Below are 17,369 nucleotides of genomic sequence, written 5' to 3' on the forward strand. Positions count from 1 at the left end.
GCCGCTGATGCCCGCCACGCCGACGGGGCAGATCATCTGTTCGAGCCGCTCGGCCGACACACCGCGCTCTCGCAGACGATGCTCGAACTGACGACGCTTGGTCATCGAGCCGATCAGGCCGAAGTAGGCAAAGTCGTCACGCCTGAAGATCGCCTCGCACAGGCGCTGATCGAGCGCGTGGTTGTGCGTCATCACGAGGAAATAGGCGCCTGGCGGTGCTTCGGTCACCAGGGCCTCGGGGGTGTCGGTGGATTCGACCACGGTGTTGGCCGGCACCGTTTCGGGGAACGTTTCGGTACGCTCGTCGGCCCACGTCACGCGGCACGGCAACGTGGCGAGCACCTGGACGATGGCCTGTCCGACGTGTCCCGCACCGAACAGCACGATATGAAAGTCGCTCGGCGCGAGTCGCTCGCTCAGCCACAGCCAGCCGTCGCTGCCCTGCCAGAAGGAGCAGGCGGCGTCGTCGGCGTCGCGGGTGAGCGTGTGCGGATGGGCGAGTGGTTCGTCGGGATCGAGCCCGGTCAACATGACCGGACCGCCTTGCTGCTGACTGGCAGCGGCATTGGCACCGGGCGCGCCGAACGCCACGCTGCGCAGGCTCGCCTCGCCAGCCGCCAGGCGCTTGTGCAACGCGCTCACCCACGCCAGGTCGGTCAGCGTGAGCACCTCGAACGCGAGTGTGACGGCCCCGCCGCAGCATTGCCCGAGGCTGGGACCGAGGGCGAAACGCTCGACGTGACGTGCGCCTTGCTGCCCGTATTGGCGCAACAGCGTGCGCGCCACCTCCATCGCCTTCCATTCGAGATGACCGCCGCCGATGGTCTCCCAGACGTGCTCGCGCGTGACGAGCAGGTGCGTGCCCGCTTCGCGCGGCGCGGAGCCTTCCACGCGTGCGATCGTCACCAGTACCGCGGCTTCGCCGCGGGCCAGCAGCTTGTGGGCGGCGTCGACCCAGCGATGCATCAGGCGGCGCTCCGGGTGCGCAACTCGGTGATGGCCATGAGCAGTGCCTCGGAAGTGGCGGGCGCATTGAGCAACGGTTCGTCGCGATAGTCGTTCACGCTGGCCACGGCGTCGCGCAGGGCGTTGAAGACCGAGAACGGCAGCAGCAGCGGCGGCTCGCCCACGGCCTTGGATCGATGGATCGAGTCCGAGACGTTGGTGTTCTCGAACAGCGCCACGCGAAAGTCCGTCGGGCAATCGCTGATGCCGGGGATCTTGTACGTGGAAGGTGCGTGCGTCATCAGCTTGCCGTCCTGGTTCCACCAGAGTTCTTCCGTCGTGAGCCAGCCCATGCCCTGGATGAACGCGCCTTCTACCTGTCCGATGTCGAGCGCCGGGTTGATGGACTTGCCGGCGTCGTGCAGCACGTCGGCGCGCAGCAGGCGCCATTCACCGGTCAGCGTGTCGAGAACGACTTCCGAGACCGCCGCGCCGTAGGCGAAGTAGAAGAATGGGTTGCCGTTCATGGTCCTGGCGTCCCACGACAGGCCCGGTGTGGCATAGAAGCCGTCGGACCACAACTGCACGCGCGCCCAGTAGGCCGCTTCGACCAGATCGGGGAAGGGGACGTCGGTGCCGTTGACGCTGACCACGTCGTTGGCGAAGTGCACGTCGTCGGCCGAGCCGCCGTACTTCTGCGCGGCGAAGTCGGCCAGACGCCGGCGAATCTGCCAGGCGGCGTTCTGTGCCGCCTTGCCGTTCAGGTCGGCTCCCGTCGAGGCGGCCGTGGCGGAGGTGTTGGCCACCTTGCTGGTGTCGGTCGCCGTCACGCGCACGTGCGAGAGATCGACGCCAAGCTCGTGAGCGACCACCTGTGCGACCTTCGTGTTCAGGCCCTGGCCCATCTCGGTGCCGCCGTGATTGACGAGCATCGAGCCGTCGCGATAGACGTGCACGAGGGCGCCCGCCTGGTTGAAGGCCTGCACGTTGAACGAAATGCCGAACTTCAGCGGCGTGAGTGCGAGCCCCTTGCGCAGCACCGGACTCGTGCGGTTGAACGCGCGCACGGCTTCGCGTCGGGCCCGGTAATCGCTGGTCTGTTCCAGTTGCGCCACCAGCTCGTGAATGACGTTGTCCTTCACGAGCTGGCCGTAGGGCGTGGTGTTGCGCTCGGTCTTGCCATAGAAGTTCGCGCGGCGCACATCGAGCGCATCCTTGCCCAGGCGGCGCGCGATCGCGTCCTGCAGGACTTCCATGATAAGTGCGCCCTGCGGGCCACCGAAGCCGCGAAACGCCGTGTTCGATTGCGTATTGGTCTTGCCGCACAGGGCGCGCAGATCGGCGGCCGGCACGAAGTAGGCGTTGTCGAAATGGCAGATGGCGCGCGTGGCGACAGGGCCAGACAGGTCCGCCGAGAAGCCCGCGCGCAGCGTCATGTCGACCTTCGCGCCGACGATGCGGCCGTCGTCGTCATACCCGACGTCGTATTCGAAGTAGAAGCCATGACGCTTGCCGGTCATCATGAAGTCGTCGTCGCGATCCAGACGCAGCTTCACCGGACGTTTCAGTCGCGAGGCGCACAGCGACGCCACACACGCGAACAGGCCCGATTGCGATTCCTTGCCGCCGAAGCCGCCGCCCATGCGGCGGCACTCCACCTGCACCTGATGGCTATGCCAGCCGAGTGCGTGCGACACGAGCGCCTGCATTTCGGTGGGGTGCTGCGTCGAGCAATACAGGTGGATACCGTCGTTTTCCTTCGGAATCGCGTACGAGATCTGCCCTTCGAGGTAGAACTGCTCCTGACCGTTGCACTCGAACGTGCCGCTCAGTCGATGCGGCGCGGTTTGCAGTGCGGCATCGGCATCGCCGCGGCGCAACTGCATCGGCGGCAGCACGCCCGCACCGGCGGCCTTGGCGGCCTGCGGCGTGAGAATGGCGGGCAGGTCTTCGTACTCGCCCCTGGCCAGGCGCGCCGCGCGGCGCGCCGCGTCGTGCGATTCGGCCACCACGGCGAACATCGGCTGGCCGATGTACTGCACCACGCCGTCGGCGAGGATCGGGTCGTCGTGAACGACCGGACCGCAATCGTTCACGCCCGGGATGTCGGCGGCGGTGAAAACCGCGACCACGCCCGGTGCGCGTCGCACCGCGTCGAGATCGAGCGAGAGAATGCGGGCGTGCGCCCTGGGCGACGCGCCCAGCGCGCAGTGCAGCGTGCCTTGCACTTCGGGAATGTCGTCCGTGTAGGTGGCTTCGCCGGCCACATGGAGGACGGCCGATTCGTGCGGACGCGAGCGGCCCACCTGCGCGGTGGCCGCGGCCGGGGCGGCCTGTGCAGTCTGCGGGGTCTGCGGGGTCTGCGTCATGAAGCCTTCGACTTGCGTGTTCATGGGCAACTCCGATTAGACGTTCGCGAACGCGTTGACTTCATGGGCCGCAAGCGGCGCATCGGTGCGCGTTTCCAGGAAAAAACGATACAACAGATTCTGCGCGCCGGCGAGGCGGTAGGCGCTCGTGGCGCGCATGTCCGACAGCGGCTGGTAATCGGTGGGCAGCGCGGCCATGGCGGCGCGCACGGTGGCCTCCGTCCACGGCCGACCCGTCAGTGCGGCCTCGATGGCGCTACCTCGCCTGGGCGTGGCGGCCATGCCGCCGAACGCGACACGGGCCGAGCGCACGGTCTCGCCGTCGAGTTCGATGGCGAACGCGGCGCACACGGCCGAGATGTCCTGGTCGAAGCGCTTGGCCAGCTTGTACGTGCGAAAGCGCTGTACGGCCACCGGCAGCGGCACGCGAATGCCTTGCACGAATTCGCCTGCTTCCAGCGCGTTTTTTTGATAAGCGAGATAGAAATCCTCGAGCGGCATTTCGCGCACGACGCCTTCGCGATGCAGCACGATGCGCGTACCCAGCGCGATCAGCGCGGGCATCGAGTCGCCAATGGGCGAGCCGTTGGCCACGTTGCCGCCGAGGGTGCCGGCGTTGCGAATCGGGAACGAGGCGAAGCGCTGGCGCAATTCGGCCAGCTCCGGATAGTGAGCCACGAGTGCGTCGAACGCGTCGTTGAGCAGTGCACCGGCGCCGATGTAAAGGCCGTCGGGGCCCTCGGAAATCTCGCGGAGTTCGGCGACCTGACCGAGGTAGATCAGGTGAGGGAGCTCGCGAAACTGTTTGGTCACCCACAGGCCGACGTCGGTGCTGCCGGCGAGCAGGCGGGCCTGCGGGTGCGCCGCGCGCAGGCGCGCCAGCTCGGCCAGCGTGCGGGGTGCGTGGAAGACCTGGCCGTCGTGTTCGTACGAGAGCGTTTCGCCGCGCTGCAGGGCCCGGAGCTGTTGGGCCAGTGCGCCGCGGTCGAACGCCTGACGCGGCAGATCGAACATTTTCTGGGCGGCGTCGACGATGGGGCGATAGCCCGTGCAGCGGCACAGGTTGCCGGAGAGCACGTCGTCGATTTCGCGCCGGCTCGGGCAGCCGGCGTCGGCCGGACGGTTCTGGTACATGGCCCACAGCGACATCACGAAGCCCGGCGTGCAGAAGCCGCACTGCGACGCATGGCAATCCACCAGTGCCTGCTGCACCGGGTGCAGCGTGCCATCGGCGCCGCGCAGGTCTTCCACCGTGAAGAGGGCGCGGCCGTCGAGCGTCGGCAGGAACTGGATGCAAGCGTTGACCGCACGCAGCGCCACGTTGCCGTCGTCGGCCAACTCGCCGATCACGACCGTGCAGGCCCCGCAGTCGCCTTCGGCACACCCTTCCTTGGTGCCGGTGCAATGCAGGTCTTCGCGCGTGTACTGAAGCACGGTGCGGGTCGTGGCCTCGCCAGTGACCTCGTGCACCTTGCCGCGGTAAAAAAAGCGGATGGCTTGTGTCTCCATGGTTCTCAGTGTAGTGCAGTGCATTGTGGACGCGCCGGATATCGTTGTCTCCGCCGGCGTTGGGGGATGGGCCGAAGATAGCACCGCGGGCCGGGGGAAATATTTCGTCGGCATGATGATGCCTATTCGGGCGCCCCGATGAGGTGGCATTGTCATAAACTATGGCTCAACCCGCCGTCATCCGGCGTTCAACACGCCATCAGTGCGCCCCAGCTCATGCAAAGACCCCGCGAACAGATCGACGCCTACCTGCTGCGGGTACTCCATACGTTGCTGACCGAACAGAGCGTGTCGCGCGCCGCTCTCAAGCTCGGACAGTCGCAGCCGGCCGTCAGCAATTCGCTGCGCCGTCTGCGAGAGATCACCGGCGACGCCATTCTGGTGCGCGGCAAGAGCGGGATGGTCGCCACCGAACGCGGACAGGAGCTGCTGGGCTACGCGACCGACGCGCTCGCGGCCATCGACCGGATCACGCATCCGAGCACGGAGTTCGCGCCGCAGACCACGACCCGGGCCTTCCGACTGGGCGCGCCCGATTATCTCGACGCTGTCTTCCTCCCCAATATCGCCGAGGTGTTGCGTCGCGACGCGCCATCGGCGCGCCTGCACGTCCAGCCGATCAACGCGGGCTTCGATTACGCGGGCGCCCTGGAGAACGGCTCGCTCGACGTGGTGATCGGCAACTGGCTCGAGCCGCCGCCCCAATTGCACATGTCGCGCCTGTTCGACGACGAGGTGGTGTGCATGCTCGGTGCGCAGCATCCGCTTGCAAGCAAGGGCATTTCGCTTAAGCATTATCTGGAATTACCGCATCTGGCGCCCACGCCTTACGTGGCCGAGCGACAGAGCTTCATCGACGGATGGCTGGCCGACCAGGGCCTGCGCCGCAACATCCAGATGACGATGCCGTACTTCGGCCTCGTGCCGTACGTGCTGATGCGCACCGACCTGGTATTCACGACCGGCCGCCAGTTCGCGCAGCACTACGCGCGGTATCTGCCGATCCGGGTGCTGCCATCGCCCTTTGCCTTCCCGCCGATGCGCTTTTATCAGTTGTGGCACGAACGCACACACGCGGCGCCCGAGGTGACCTGGCTGCGACGACGCATTGCGGAAGTGGCGACGGAGCTCGACGTCGCGAACGGGAGCGGGGCGCAAGTGCCGGTGGCGCCGCGGCCCTGAGATTTGGGGCGCGCGTGCCAGGCCAGGATTCGGGGCGGGCCAGGGGGCGCGTGAGGGCCGCCGTCCGGAGGCAGGAGGCACGAGGGCTGCCCGGTATCAGCGCGAGGCGCGAGCGGTCTAGGCGGTTGAGGGGGAAGGGTCTGGAGACGCGCGCGAGGCGGGAGGTGGCGACCCGAGGGAACCCCGGCCGTTGCCTGAAGGCGAACGGCCGGCAAAACGAACAACGCTCAGCGCAGCGAGACAGCGCGAGGCGGGCGGTGCAGCGCCAGCGACAGGAAAATCACGACGAACGCGGCGAGCGACCACATCGGCAGCGTCAGACCCAGAATCGGCGGGTACATTGTCTGGCACATGCCTTGTACCTGGAAGACCTGCGGCAGCAGGCGCGAGGTCGGCAGGGCGTCGACGAACGCCTCGACCACGTCGTACCCGCAGCTCACGAGCGGATTGGCCTGCACGTAGATCAGATAGCCCGACGCCGCCATGCCGCCGATGGCCGACAGCGCTGCCAGCACGCGGGCAACCTGAATGCCTGTCCGATGGCGCGAGATCGCACCGACCAGACCGAAGATTGCGATCAGCACGAGGGCATAGCGTGTCAGGATGCACAGCGGACACGGATCTTCGTGACGCACGTACTGGAAGTACAGCGCGCCGCCCAGCAGGGCGAGGCAGACCACGGTAAGCAGGAGATACAGCAGACGTTCGCGGCGCAGGGCCGGGTCGAGTTGGGCGTTCATGTCACTTCGGGCGGTGGGCCATCACAATTCCCGCAACACCCCGAATGACGCCGGGCGACGGGCACTTGGGCAGGGATTGTAACCCCACCCCGAGGTCAATGTGCGTCTCGCATGGCGCGAAAATGAAGCGAAAAGCCGGGAACTTTTCGCCCTGATTTGACACGCCCGACCCCTTCCCGCCGCAAGGCATCCCGCCGGCGGCACATCGGCGCGCCGACACGTGAGCGAGGCTGCCGTCCACGCGGCGCCTGGCGTGCCGCGGCGCGAGCGCGATCAGGCGCCGAGGCCCGCCGAGCGCAGCGCGTGCTCGATGGCGCGCGCCACCGGGAACAGGCGGGCATCGTCGCCCGCCGCGCTGCTGGCCATGAGGCCGATTGGGGCTTCTCCCTTGCCGTGGCAAGGCAGGGAGAAGGCGCAACCGTCGATCATGTTGATGGCGGTCGGGTTGCGCAGCACCAGCGCGTTGGTGGCCGTGAAGGTCTCGTCGCTCGCTTCGAGCGGTGCGATGGCCGGCGGGGTGAGCGGCACGGTCGGGCAAAGCACCGCGTCGAAGCTTTGCCAGACGGGGTTCGCCGCGGCAATGAGTGCCGCGCGTGCGTTCAGCAGGTCGATGTAGTCGGCGGCGCCCGCGGGTTCGCCCTTGCGAATGCGTACGAGCACGCGCGGATCATAGTCCTGCGCACGCTCGGCGAGCCACTTGCGATGCCATGCGTAGGCTTCGATCGGCGAGAACCCGAAACGGTTGATGGCAGGCAGGTCGTCGAACGGCGTGAACTTGAATTCCACCAGTGTGGCGCCTGCCCCGGCGAGCGCGGCCAGGGCGCGTTCGTAGATGGCGATGGCCTCCGGTTCGGCGCCGTCGAGCACGAAGTTCGTCAAGACACCGAAGCGCATGCCGCGCATCTCGCGCGGTGCGGCCGGGGCTTCGTCCACGGCCTGTCCCGCGAGGATGGCGTCGACCCGGGCACAGCAGTCGACCGAGCGGCCGATGGGGCCGACGGAGTCTAGCGACGTCGACAGCGGCAGGGCGCCCTCGCGCGGTGTGCGCGCGGCGGTCGGCTTGAAGCCCGTGAGGCCGCAGAAGGCCGACGGAATGCGAATGGACCCCCCGGTGTCGGTGCCGAGGCCGATGGCCGCCATGCCATCCGCGACCGAGGCGGCGGCGCCGGACGACGAGCCGCCGGCGATGTGGCCCGCGTCGCGCTGCCACGGCGAGCGCGGCGTGCCGTAGTGCGGATTCAGTCCGAGGCCGGAAAAGGCGAATTCCGTCATGTTGGTGCGACCGACGATCACGGCGCCCGCCTGCCGCAGCCTGGCCACGGCGAGCGCGTCGTGCTTGGCCGGGGGCGCGTTGTCGAGCACCCTGGAGCCGGCGCGCGTGACTTGTCCGGCGACGTCGAACAGATCCTTCACCGACACGGGGATGCCCATGAGCGGCGAAAGCCGCACCCCGGCACGGCGCAATGCGTCGAGCCCGTCGGCGGCGTCGCGGGCGGCTTGCGCGTCGACGTGCGTGAAGACGACGTGGCCTTGGCCGGCGGGGTCGGCAATGCGCGCGAGCGCCTGTTCGGTGAGGGCACGGCTGGTGGTGCGGCCGGCGTCGAGCGCGGCGGCGAGGTCGGACAGGGGGCGTTGCAGATCGATGGCGTCGGTGCTCATGTTCAGATCGCTTTCAGGATATGGGTGCGGAATTCGTCAATGTGACGGGCGATGGCCCGGCGGGCGCGCTCGGCGTCATGCGCGGCGAGCGCGTCATACAGTTCGAGATGCTCCTCGTAGACGCCCTCGAGATGGCTCGGCGTCGACAGCGCAAGGAACCAGAAGCGCAGCGAGCGCTCGTGCAGGCCGCGCAGCAGATCGGCGAGTGTCTGGTTGCGCGAGGCGCGCGAGATCGCGAGATGGAAGTCACGGTCGATGCGCATCATGGCGGCCACGTCGCGCGCGGCGATGGCGTCGCGAGAGCGCAGCAGCACCGCCTCGATGGCCGCGAGGTCGTCGGGCGTGGCCGCGCGCGCGGCCAGCTCGACGCAATAGGTCTCGTTGATCATGCGCACGTCGATGATCTCGAGCGCGTCGTTCAGCGAGACGGGCGCGACCATGGCGCCCTTGCGCGGCAGGATGACCACCAGCCCTTCGAGCGCGAGGCGATGCATGGCCTGATGCACCGGCGTGCGCCCAAGCCCCGTCGACTGCATCAGTTGCGCTTCGTTCAGGGGCTCACCCGGACGCAGACGCAGCGTGATGATGTCGTGCTTGATGGCTTCGTAGGCGCGCTCGGTAAGGCTGCGGCCCTCGGGGCTCGCGCTCGAACCGGGCGGGTTCGTCGCGGCGGTCGCGTCGGGCATGCGGCGCACGGGAGCGTTGGGGGGAGGGGCGGTCGTCTCGTTGGGCATCGGGTCTGAGGAGGTCAGTCGGCGATGGCCAGCGCCTGCGTGACGTAGCCGTGCCGGATCGTGCGGCCGAGCACGGGGTCGTGCAGCTCGATCTCGAACCGCTCGCCGCCGGCCACGCCGCCAATGGCAGCGAGTGTGCCACAGAACATCGCGGCACCCGAGCGCAGTCCGCCGACACTCGCCGTATCGCCGGCACTACCGATACCATCGGCCCCGGCACCCGCTTCGAGCCTCGCCATCAATTCCTGCGGCGCGAGCAGCCCCGCCACCGTGCCCTCCTGATACAGGCGGCGCTCTCCGTCGCACGTGACCCACGAGCGCAGTTCCAGCCGATCCCAGTGCGCCGCCACATCGGCAAGGTGCCACGCGCCGCGCGCTACCGGCTTGGCGCAGATCTGCTTCGAGACCGTCACCCCATATGCCTCGACTTCCCGGTCGGTGTGGTCCGAACCGACGCTCACGAGCATGGCGTCGCCGTGGCGCACGAGCACGCATTCGGCCTCTCCGCTGCTCGTCTGGCCGACGACGTCGATGGTTTCATCCTGCGACAGCAACGCCGGCGCCAGTCGATAGAAGCAGGGCGTGCTCGACGGACGGCGCACGCCGAGCGCGGCCAGCTCTGCAATGTGATGCTCGACGGCGTCGCGATCGCGGCCGGCCCAGCCCGCAATGATCAGGGTGTCGATCGGCACGTCGACGCGCGTGGCGACGCCGCTGCCGCCGACAGCGGACACCGAAAAGGACAGACGGGAACCCATACGTTGCAAACTCCTGAAAGTGCGACTGGTGAAATTGATTTGATATTGTTGTGATATTTCACTGGCGGAGGCGACAAAAAGCAAGCGAAAAAATTTCGTCGCATCTTGCGGAAAACGGGAATCTTTTATGAAAAGCCCCGTCAATCTTGGGTTGCGCGCCGGTTCGCCCGTCGCGTATATTGATTCCGCACCCGTTTTCGGCCTGTGGTTTGTCGGGTTTCGGCATTCCGGCGAGCGCGTCGGAGCCCTCCCCGGGGGGGAGGGGGTGCGGACCCGCGACCCGGTGGCCGTCCGGTCGGCGGGACCGGGCAAGCGAGCGCAACGTCTATCAAGCCGGCGGCACATGGCCGGCTTCCCACCTTTATCAAGCATCACGTCTTGTGTTGCCGCTGCGGCCCGCGAGGGGCGCGACGCGTGGCCGGCGTGGAGTCAAGAACAGCAAAATCGGCGCAACGCGCCGCGGGGAGAACGTATCGGATGCATCACGCCATCGACTTCATTCAGGACCTGGCCGTCATCATGCTGCTGGCCGGCATCGTGACGGTCATCTTCAACCGGTTCCGGCAGCCGGTCGTGCTCGGCTACATCGTGGCGGGGGTGATCATCGGCCCGTACACGCCGCCGTTTGCCCTGATACACGACGAGAAGACCATCGGCATTCTGGCCGAGCTGGGCGTGGTGTTCCTGATGTTCTCGCTGGGGCTGGAGTTCAGCCTGCGCAAACTCGCACGCGTGGGGGTGACCGCCTTCGTGGCGGCGCTCACCGAGATCGTGCTCATGCTGTGGATCGGCTACGAGATCGGCCGCTTCTTCGGCTGGGGCACCATGGATTCGATCTTCCTCGGCGCCATGCTCGCGGTGTCGTCGACGACCATCATCGTGAAGGCGCTCGACGAGCTGGGCATGAAACGCGAACGTTTCGCGCAACTGATCTTCGGTGTGCTGATCGTCGAGGACGTGTTGGCCATCGGCATGATCGCGCTGCTCTCGGGCATTGCCATCAGCGGCTCGGTCGACGCCGGGGAGGCTACCTTCACCCTCGGCAAGCTGCTGTTGTTCATGGTGGTGTCGCTGGTCGTGGGTATCCTGCTGGTGCCGCGCATTCTCGCGTACGTGGCCAAGTTCAAGAGCGACGAGATGCTGCTGGTCGTGGTGCTCGGCCTGTGCTTCGGCTTCTGCCTGCTCGTCATCCAGATGGGTTACAGCGTGGCGCTCGGTGCGTTCCTGATCGGTGCCATCATGGCCGAGGCCCGCGAGCTGCATACGATCGAGCGACTCGTCGCGCCGCTGCGCGACATGTTCAGCGCGGTGTTCTTCGTCACCATCGGCTTGCTGCTCGATCCGCACGTGCTCGCCACGTACATCTGGCCGATCCTGGTGATCACGGTGGCGGTGGTGCTCGGCAAGATCGTGTCCTGCGGGCTGGGGGCCTATCTCTCAGGGCAGGACGGCCGCACATCGATGCGCGTGGGCATGGGGCTGTCGCAGATCGGCGAGTTCTCGTTCATCATCGCGTCGCTGGGCCTGTCGCTCAAGGTGACCAGCGACTTCCTCTATCCGATCGCCGTGGCGGTGTCGGTCATCACGACGCTGCTCACCCCCTATCTCATCAAGAGCGCCGATCCGGTAACGGGGTGGCTCGGACGCGCGATGCCGGGCCGTCTGTCGTACGTGCTCGGACAATACACGCAGTGGTTGCAGAGCATTCATCTGACGGGCGACAGCGCGGCGATCGTCACCATCGTGCGGCGCATCGTGGTGAGCGTTGCGATCAATCTGGCGCTGGTGGTGACGATCTTCCTCGGTGGCGCATTCTTCTACCGGCGCCTTGCCGAACTGATGTCGCCGTGGGTGAGCGATCCGAGTCTGCAAAGTGCGGTGGTTTGGGGCGCGGCGCTGGTGTTGTCGCTGCCGTTCCTGATTGCGGTGTACCGCAAGCTCAAGTCGCTCTCCTTGCTGCTCGTGGAGCTTTCCGTGCCGCCGAGTCTGACGGGGCGCTACACATTCCAGGTGCGACGTGTGGTGGCGGAGATCCTGCCGATCGCGGCGATGGTCGGCGTGATCCTGCTCGTGGCGGCGCTCTCGGCGAGCATTCTGCCGTCGACGGAGATGATCGTCCTGATCGTGGCGGGCACCGTGGTGCTGGCCGTCGCCATGCGCAGCTGGTTCGTGCGCATGCACGCAAAGCTCCAGATCGCGCTCAAGGAGACGCTCGAGCATCAACCGGACAGCGGCGAGCAGGGCGGCGGCGGGGCGTCGCACTGAGCGGCACTGAGCGGCACCAAGCGGCACCAAGCGGCTTCGGATGCTTCCGGCGCTTCAGCTTTTGCGCGGCGGGAAATCAAAGATCAGGCACGTGGTCGTGGCGTGCGCGTACAGCGTGCCGTCCGGCCCGACGATGCGCCCCTCCGCGATGCCGACCTGACGCCCCGCCTGAATGACTTTCCCTTCGGCGCGCACGCACGGGACATCCCGGGTGAGGGGGCGCACCATGTTGGTCTTGAGTTCCAGCGTGGTGTAACTGCGACCGGCGGGGAGCGTCGAATGAATGGCGCAGGCCACGGCCGAATCGAGCAAGGCGGCGAACCAGCCGCCATGGACCGAGCCCAGCGGGTTGTAATACGGCAGGGCCGGTCGTCCCTGAAAGACCGCGCGGCCCTCTGCCACTTCGATGGCGATGAAGCCGAGTGTCTCGCTGATCGGCGGCATCGGCAGCGCCCCATCGAACATCGCTTCGAAAATCTCCCGACCCGACAGCCCGACGACGTCGGCGGGGTTGGCGACGCCATAGCGTGCCGGCCCGCGACGTTCGATGCGTTCGCGCACGGCCGCTTCGTCGGCATTCCACTGTGCCAGCACCGCGGTGGCATCCGGCTTGTTGTTCATGACGTCTTCCTCGTAACTTTTATAATGCTAGGGATGTGGCCCGATTATAGAAGTCACGATGCATGCCCAGGGGCATTTGCGTTAGAGGGAAGTGTCGATGTTCGGCGGCGAGCCACGGGCAGACGGGAGGACGGGGGGCCAGACTCGCTGTCCCCACTGTCTCCGCTGGCCGTGGCCGTTCAGGCCGCCTGCGCCTGGCTGCGACGGTAGTTCGCCAGCTCGTCGATCGTGAGGATCGGCAGGCCGTGCAGCTCGGCGAAGCGCTCGATGTCAGCGCCTCGCGTCATCGTGCCGTCCGGGTTCATCAGCTCGCACAGCACGGCGGCCGGCTTCAGACCGGCGAGAATCGCCAGATCCACCGACCCCTCGGTGTGGCCGCGGCGCGTGAGCACGCCGCCCGGCTGCGCACGCAGCGGGAAGACGTGACCGGGGCGTGACAAATCGGAGGGCTTGGCATCGTCGGCGATGGCGGTGCGGATCGTGGTGACGCGATCGGCCGCCGATACGCCGGTGCTCACGCCCTGACGCGCCTCGATCGTCACCGTGAATGCGGTGCCGTAACGGCTCTGGTTCTGCTCGACCATCGGGGGCAGATCGAGACGGCGCAGCGTCTCGTCGGGCAGGCACAGACAGACGATGCCGCTGCATTCGCGGATCAGCATGGCCATCGTGGTCGGAGTGATTTTCTCTGCGGCCACGATCAGATCGGCTTCGTTCTCGCGGTCGAGATCGTCCATGAGGATGACCGGACGGCCTTCGCGCATGGCGTCGAGTGACGCCGCCAGACGAACTTCGACGGGCGGCAGGTTGGCGAACGCCGGATAGGCGTGCAGATCGTCGGCGTTGTTGGCGGCCGGTGTATCGGCTTGCGGTGCGACTTGGGCAGTGCTGTTGAATGCGGACATGAAACGCTCCTCGCGTAAGTCAATCGGGCGAAAAACGTTTTCGGGGCATGCGAACGGACGTCACCATGGGACGGCATCCCATGGTGCGCGGGTATCGACGCATCTTCTCTCATCCGGACTATGACCGTCGGCTCTGGCTTCGCACCAGATCTGCTGACCCTGCCGGTGTCGCGAAAGCAACGATGGCAGGCGCTCGCGGGCTCGTGACGCACGCAGCTCGCGCTGCGTGAGGTGTCACATACCGCCGGTGGGGACTTTCACCCCGCCCTGAAGACGTGTGTGTCGAACGCATCGCATCTCGCGGATACTCATTGCGCGGCGTCATTGCGTATTCGACACGCCGGAGCGTAGCACAAGGTGCCGAGGGTTCGCAGCGAAGACTGCGCGACATATGGGGGCATTCGGGATGCGCGGGGCGCGAATCCGGAGGCTGTCGCGGCGCGCCAGTGGCGCCGCGACCCGGCAACGACGCCGCCGAAAACGTCAGGCGCTCGTGCCCTTGACGGTGTACCCGGCGTCCGTGATGGCGGCGCTGACTTCCGCCGGCGAGAGCCGGCTTTCGACGTCGACGCGGCCGGCGCCGAGATCCACGTTGACCTTGGCTGTGGCGTCGCGCTCGGTGATCGCTCGCGTGACAGCCTTTACGCAATGACCGCAGCTCATTCCTTCGACTTGCACTTGCATGTTGCTCTCCTTGAAGTAGGTATCGGTTACGGATACGTCAAACCGATCATAGACCTTCCTATGGCGGGAAGCTCAAGCACTTTTTCGGATGATTCGCGTCGACGCTCAGACACGCCCCAAACGCATGCGGCGCTGACAGCGCTATTGTGGATAGGTGAAGGGTTCTGGCGCGGCGTTGCCTGCGACACGTTGACGCGGTGGGCCCCAAAGGCATGGAAGCGCGCGGCGAGACACTTGACCTTCCTGCCATGGCAAGCTTTAAGCTGCGAAGCATGATGACAGTCCTCCCGGAGGCCGCTATATGACTCAGAACTGGTCGGTGGGTATCGAAGGCATGACCTGCGCGTCGTGCGTGACGCGGGTCGAGAAGGCGTTGCGACGCGCGCCGGGCGTCGCGAACGCCAATGTGAACCTCGCTACCGAGACGGCGGCGGTGGAAGCGCTCGCCGGAGTTGCGCCGGCCGCCCTGCTGGGGGCGGTCGAAGCCGCCGTGAGCGACGCCGGCTATCAGGTCGCCGAGCAGCCGTTCGAGCTGGCGATCGGCGGCATGACATGCGCATCGTGCGCGGGGCGCGTGGAAAAGGCGCTTCGCGGCGTGCCGGGCGTGGTGGAAGCGAACGTCAACCTGGCAACCGAGCGTGCCGCTGTACGCGGGGTGCGAGGGGTGGTCGACATGAGTGCGCTGACAGCGGCGGTGGCGAAGGCGGGGTACGAGGCGTCGCCCGTCACCGATCCGGCGCAGGCGGCATCGTCCGGCGAGGGGCCGACGTGGTGGCCCGTGGCGGTGGCGGCACTGTTGTCGTTGCCGCTGTTGTTGCCGATGTTGCTCGAACCGCTGGGTGTCCATTTGATGCCGCCGCCATGGGTGCAGTGGTTGCTCGCCACACCCGTGCAGTTCTGGCTCGGCGCCCGGTTCTACCGGGCGGGGTACAAAGCCGTGCGTGCCGGTAGCGGCAACATGGATGTGCTGGTGGCGTTGGGCACGTCTGCCGCGTACGGCTTGAGTCTTTACGAGTGGTGGCGCGCACCGACCGGCAGCATGCCGCATCTGTATTTCGAAGCGGCGGCCGTCGTGATTACGCTCGTCTTGCTCGGCAAATGGCTGGAAGCGCGTGCGAAACGACGCACGGTCGAGGCGATACGTGCGCTGGCGGCATTGCGGCCCGAAACGGCGCGTGTGCTGCGCGATCCGCAGGGTCTGGCCAGTGAAGTGACGGTGCCGCTCGGGCAGGTAAAGGTTGGCGATTGGGTGGTCGTGCGCGCCGGCGAACGCGTGCCGGTCGATGGCGTGATTCGCGATGGCGCCAGCCAACTCGACGAGTCGCTGCTCACGGGCGAGCCGCTGCCGATCGACAAGGCGGCGGGGGACACGGTCGTGGGCGGCTCGATCAATGGAGCGGGCACGCTGCGCGTGGAGACGAGCGCCATCGGTGCGGACACCGCGCTCGCCCGCATCATTCGGATGGTCGAAGATGCACAGGCCGGCAAGGCGCCGATTCAGCGCGCCGTCGACCGCGTGGCGGCGATATTCGTGCCGGTGGTCGTGCTGATCGCCATCGTCACGGTGGTCGCCGGACTCATGCTGGGGATCGGCCTGGAAGCGGCGCTGCTCAATGCGGTGGCGGTGCTCGTCATTGCCTGTCCGTGTGCGCTCGGATTGGCCACGCCCGCCGCGATCATGGTCGGCACGGGCGCCGCGGCGCGGCAGGGCATTCTCATCAAGGATGCCGAGGCGTTGGAGCTGGCGCATCGCATCCGTGTGGTGGCGTTCGACAAGACCGGTACGCTGACCGAAGGGAAGCCGCGCCTGGTGGCGCATCTGCCTGCCGGAGGCACGTCTGCCGAGACGTTGCTGCGCTGGGCCGCGGCAGTCCAGTCAGGCAGTTCGCACCCGCTCGCGAAGGCCGTGATGGTCGCCGCGGATGAGGCGGGGCTGACGTCGTCCCTGCCGGTGGCGTCCGACGTGACGGCGTTGCCCGGTCGTGGCATGCGGGCGCACATCTCGGAAGCGGGCGACGCGAGCGGTGCGCACACCCTGCAGTTGGGCAACACACGGCTGCTCGAGGAACTCGGGGTGTCTGCGGGTGCGCTCGCGAGCGAGGCGACGCGCCTTGCCGCCGAGGGGCGCACGGTATCCTGGCTGGTCGAGACGCCTGGGGCGAGTGCCGCGCAATTGCTCGGCTTGCTGGCATTCGGGGATACGCTCAAGGCAAGCGCCAGGCCGGCGATCGAGCGGCTCCATGCGCTTGGTGTGCGATGCGTGATGGTCACGGGCGACAACGCCGGGAGCGCCGGGGCGGTGGCGGCGGCGCTGGGCCTCGACGAGGTTCATGCGGATGTGTTGCCGGAGCACAAGGCGCAAGTCATCGCGCAACTCAAGCGCGATGGTGCTGTCGTAGCGATGGTCGGCGACGGCATCAATGACGCGCCGGCACTGGCTGCCGCCGATGTGGGCATCGCCATGGGCTCGGGCACGGACGTTGCGATGCAGACGGCAGGCATCACACTCATGCGCGGCGATCCGCTGCGTGTGGCCGATGCCATCGATGTGTCGCGTCGCACGTGGTCGAAGATTCGTCAGAACCTGTTCTGGGCATTTGCCTACAACGTTGTCGGCATCCCGCTCGCGGCCTTTGGCCTGCTGAGTCCGGTGATCGCCGGGGCAGCGATGGCGCTGAGCAGCGTCAGCGTGGTGAGCAATGCCTTGTTGTTGCGCCGCTGGCGTCCGGCGGTGCTGGCGGCCAACGTTGGGGCGTCCGACGTCCCCCACTTGCCGCGCGACGCGCGAGCGTGACATGCCCCGGTGCCCCCCGACAGGTCGATCGTGCACCGGGCAGGGGCGTTCGGCTTGCCCGGGCGTCAGGCGAACGGCGCATAATGGGCTCATCGGGACGGATGTCGCGGCGACGGACAGGCCAACCGGCCGGGCCGCGTCGCCTGAATTTTTTTGACTTGAAAATCGCCGAAAGCGACCTCATCTAGGTGATATCGTCTGTCT

13 protein-coding genes and 1 riboswitch are annotated in these 17,369 nt (G+C 67.1%); of the genes, 3 read left to right on the forward strand and 10 right to left on the reverse strand.

The genetic code is table 11. The annotated features are described in order from the left end of the window. The 3 genes from xdhC to xdhA all read right to left on the reverse strand — a co-directional run. The coding region (gene xdhC / locus W930_RS0124485; protein ID WP_028731383.1) for a xanthine dehydrogenase accessory protein XdhC at positions 1 to 966 on the reverse strand (966 nt) is incomplete at its 3' end. Beyond that, the gene (xdhB, locus tag W930_RS0124490; protein WP_023871839.1) at positions 966 to 3,338 is read right to left on the reverse strand and encodes a xanthine dehydrogenase molybdopterin binding subunit; all 2,373 of its coding nucleotides are present in this window, start codon (positions 3,336 to 3,338) and stop codon (positions 966 to 968) included. The genes xdhC and xdhB, both read right to left, overlap by 1 nt. 12 nt (positions 3,339 to 3,350) lie before the next feature. Next, positions 3,351 to 4,823, reverse strand: a complete 1,473-nt coding sequence (gene xdhA / locus W930_RS0124495; protein ID WP_023871838.1) for a xanthine dehydrogenase small subunit — start codon at positions 4,821 to 4,823, stop codon at positions 3,351 to 3,353. A gap of 216 nt (positions 4,824 to 5,039) precedes the next feature. Between xdhA and W930_RS0124500 the strand changes: the two genes are divergently transcribed. Continuing rightward, entirely contained in the window at positions 5,040 to 6,005 is a 966-nt protein-coding gene (locus W930_RS0124500; protein WP_023871837.1) for a LysR substrate-binding domain-containing protein, read from the forward strand. 227 nt (positions 6,006 to 6,232) lie between these two features. On the opposite strand, the gene W930_RS0124505 is transcribed toward W930_RS0124500, so the two are convergent. The 4 genes from W930_RS0124505 to W930_RS0124520 all read right to left on the reverse strand — a co-directional run bounded on the left by W930_RS0124505 (position 6,233) and on the right by W930_RS0124520 (position 9,896). Continuing rightward, positions 6,233 to 6,745, reverse strand: a complete 513-nt coding sequence (locus tag W930_RS0124505) for a disulfide bond formation protein B (protein WP_023871836.1) — start codon at positions 6,743 to 6,745, stop codon at positions 6,233 to 6,235. A 273-nt stretch (positions 6,746 to 7,018) separates the two neighbouring features. After that, entirely contained in the window at positions 7,019 to 8,404 is a 1,386-nt protein-coding gene (locus W930_RS0124510) for an amidase (protein ID WP_023871835.1), read from the reverse strand. Positions 8,405 to 8,406: 2 nt separating this feature from the next. Continuing rightward, positions 8,407 to 9,090, reverse strand: coding sequence for a GntR family transcriptional regulator (locus W930_RS0124515; protein WP_023871834.1), 684 nt, complete (start codon positions 9,088 to 9,090; stop codon positions 8,407 to 8,409). Positions 9,091 to 9,152: 62 nt separating this feature from the next. Next, positions 9,153 to 9,896 carry a DUF2848 domain-containing protein gene (locus tag W930_RS0124520; RefSeq protein ID WP_024788851.1) on the reverse strand — a complete coding sequence of 248 codons (744 nt, stop codon included), beginning with the start codon at positions 9,894 to 9,896 and terminating at the stop codon, positions 9,153 to 9,155. 477 nt (positions 9,897 to 10,373) lie between these two features. Between W930_RS0124520 and W930_RS0124525 the strand changes: the two genes are divergently transcribed. Beyond that, on the forward strand, positions 10,374 to 12,161 hold the full coding sequence (locus W930_RS0124525) for a cation:proton antiporter (RefSeq protein ID WP_023595114.1): 1,788 nt from the start codon (positions 10,374 to 10,376) through the stop codon (positions 12,159 to 12,161). A gap of 54 nt (positions 12,162 to 12,215) precedes the next feature. Here W930_RS0124525 and W930_RS0124530 read toward each other — a convergent pair whose 3' ends face one another. The 3 genes from W930_RS0124530 to W930_RS0124540 form a co-directional block, all read right to left on the reverse strand. After that, positions 12,216 to 12,782 carry a PaaI family thioesterase gene (locus W930_RS0124530; RefSeq protein ID WP_024788852.1) on the reverse strand — a complete coding sequence of 189 codons (567 nt, stop codon included), beginning with the start codon at positions 12,780 to 12,782 and terminating at the stop codon, positions 12,216 to 12,218. 179 nt (positions 12,783 to 12,961) lie between these two features. Next, complete coding sequence (gene ribB / locus W930_RS0124535; RefSeq protein ID WP_023595116.1) at positions 12,962 to 13,687, reverse strand: 3,4-dihydroxy-2-butanone-4-phosphate synthase; 726 nt, start codon at positions 13,685 to 13,687, stop codon at positions 12,962 to 12,964. A 97-nt stretch (positions 13,688 to 13,784) separates the two neighbouring features. Continuing rightward, positions 13,785 to 13,966, reverse strand: a riboswitch (FMN riboswitch). A 204-nt stretch (positions 13,967 to 14,170) separates the two neighbouring features. Next, positions 14,171 to 14,371: a heavy-metal-associated domain-containing protein gene (locus W930_RS0124540; RefSeq protein WP_023595117.1), complete on the reverse strand. Its 201-nt coding sequence runs from the start codon at positions 14,369 to 14,371 to the stop codon at positions 14,171 to 14,173. 301 nt (positions 14,372 to 14,672) lie between these two features. On the opposite strand from W930_RS0124540, the gene W930_RS28765 reads away from it, so the two are divergent. After that, complete coding sequence (locus W930_RS28765; protein ID WP_024788853.1) at positions 14,673 to 17,165, forward strand: heavy metal translocating P-type ATPase; 2,493 nt, start codon at positions 14,673 to 14,675, stop codon at positions 17,163 to 17,165. Positions 17,166 to 17,369: the final 204 nt, after the last annotated feature.

It is taken from the genome of Pandoraea sp. E26 (assembly GCF_000681415.1).
In the GTDB taxonomy this organism is placed as follows: Bacteria; Pseudomonadota; Gammaproteobacteria; order Burkholderiales; family Burkholderiaceae; genus Pandoraea; species Pandoraea pnomenusa.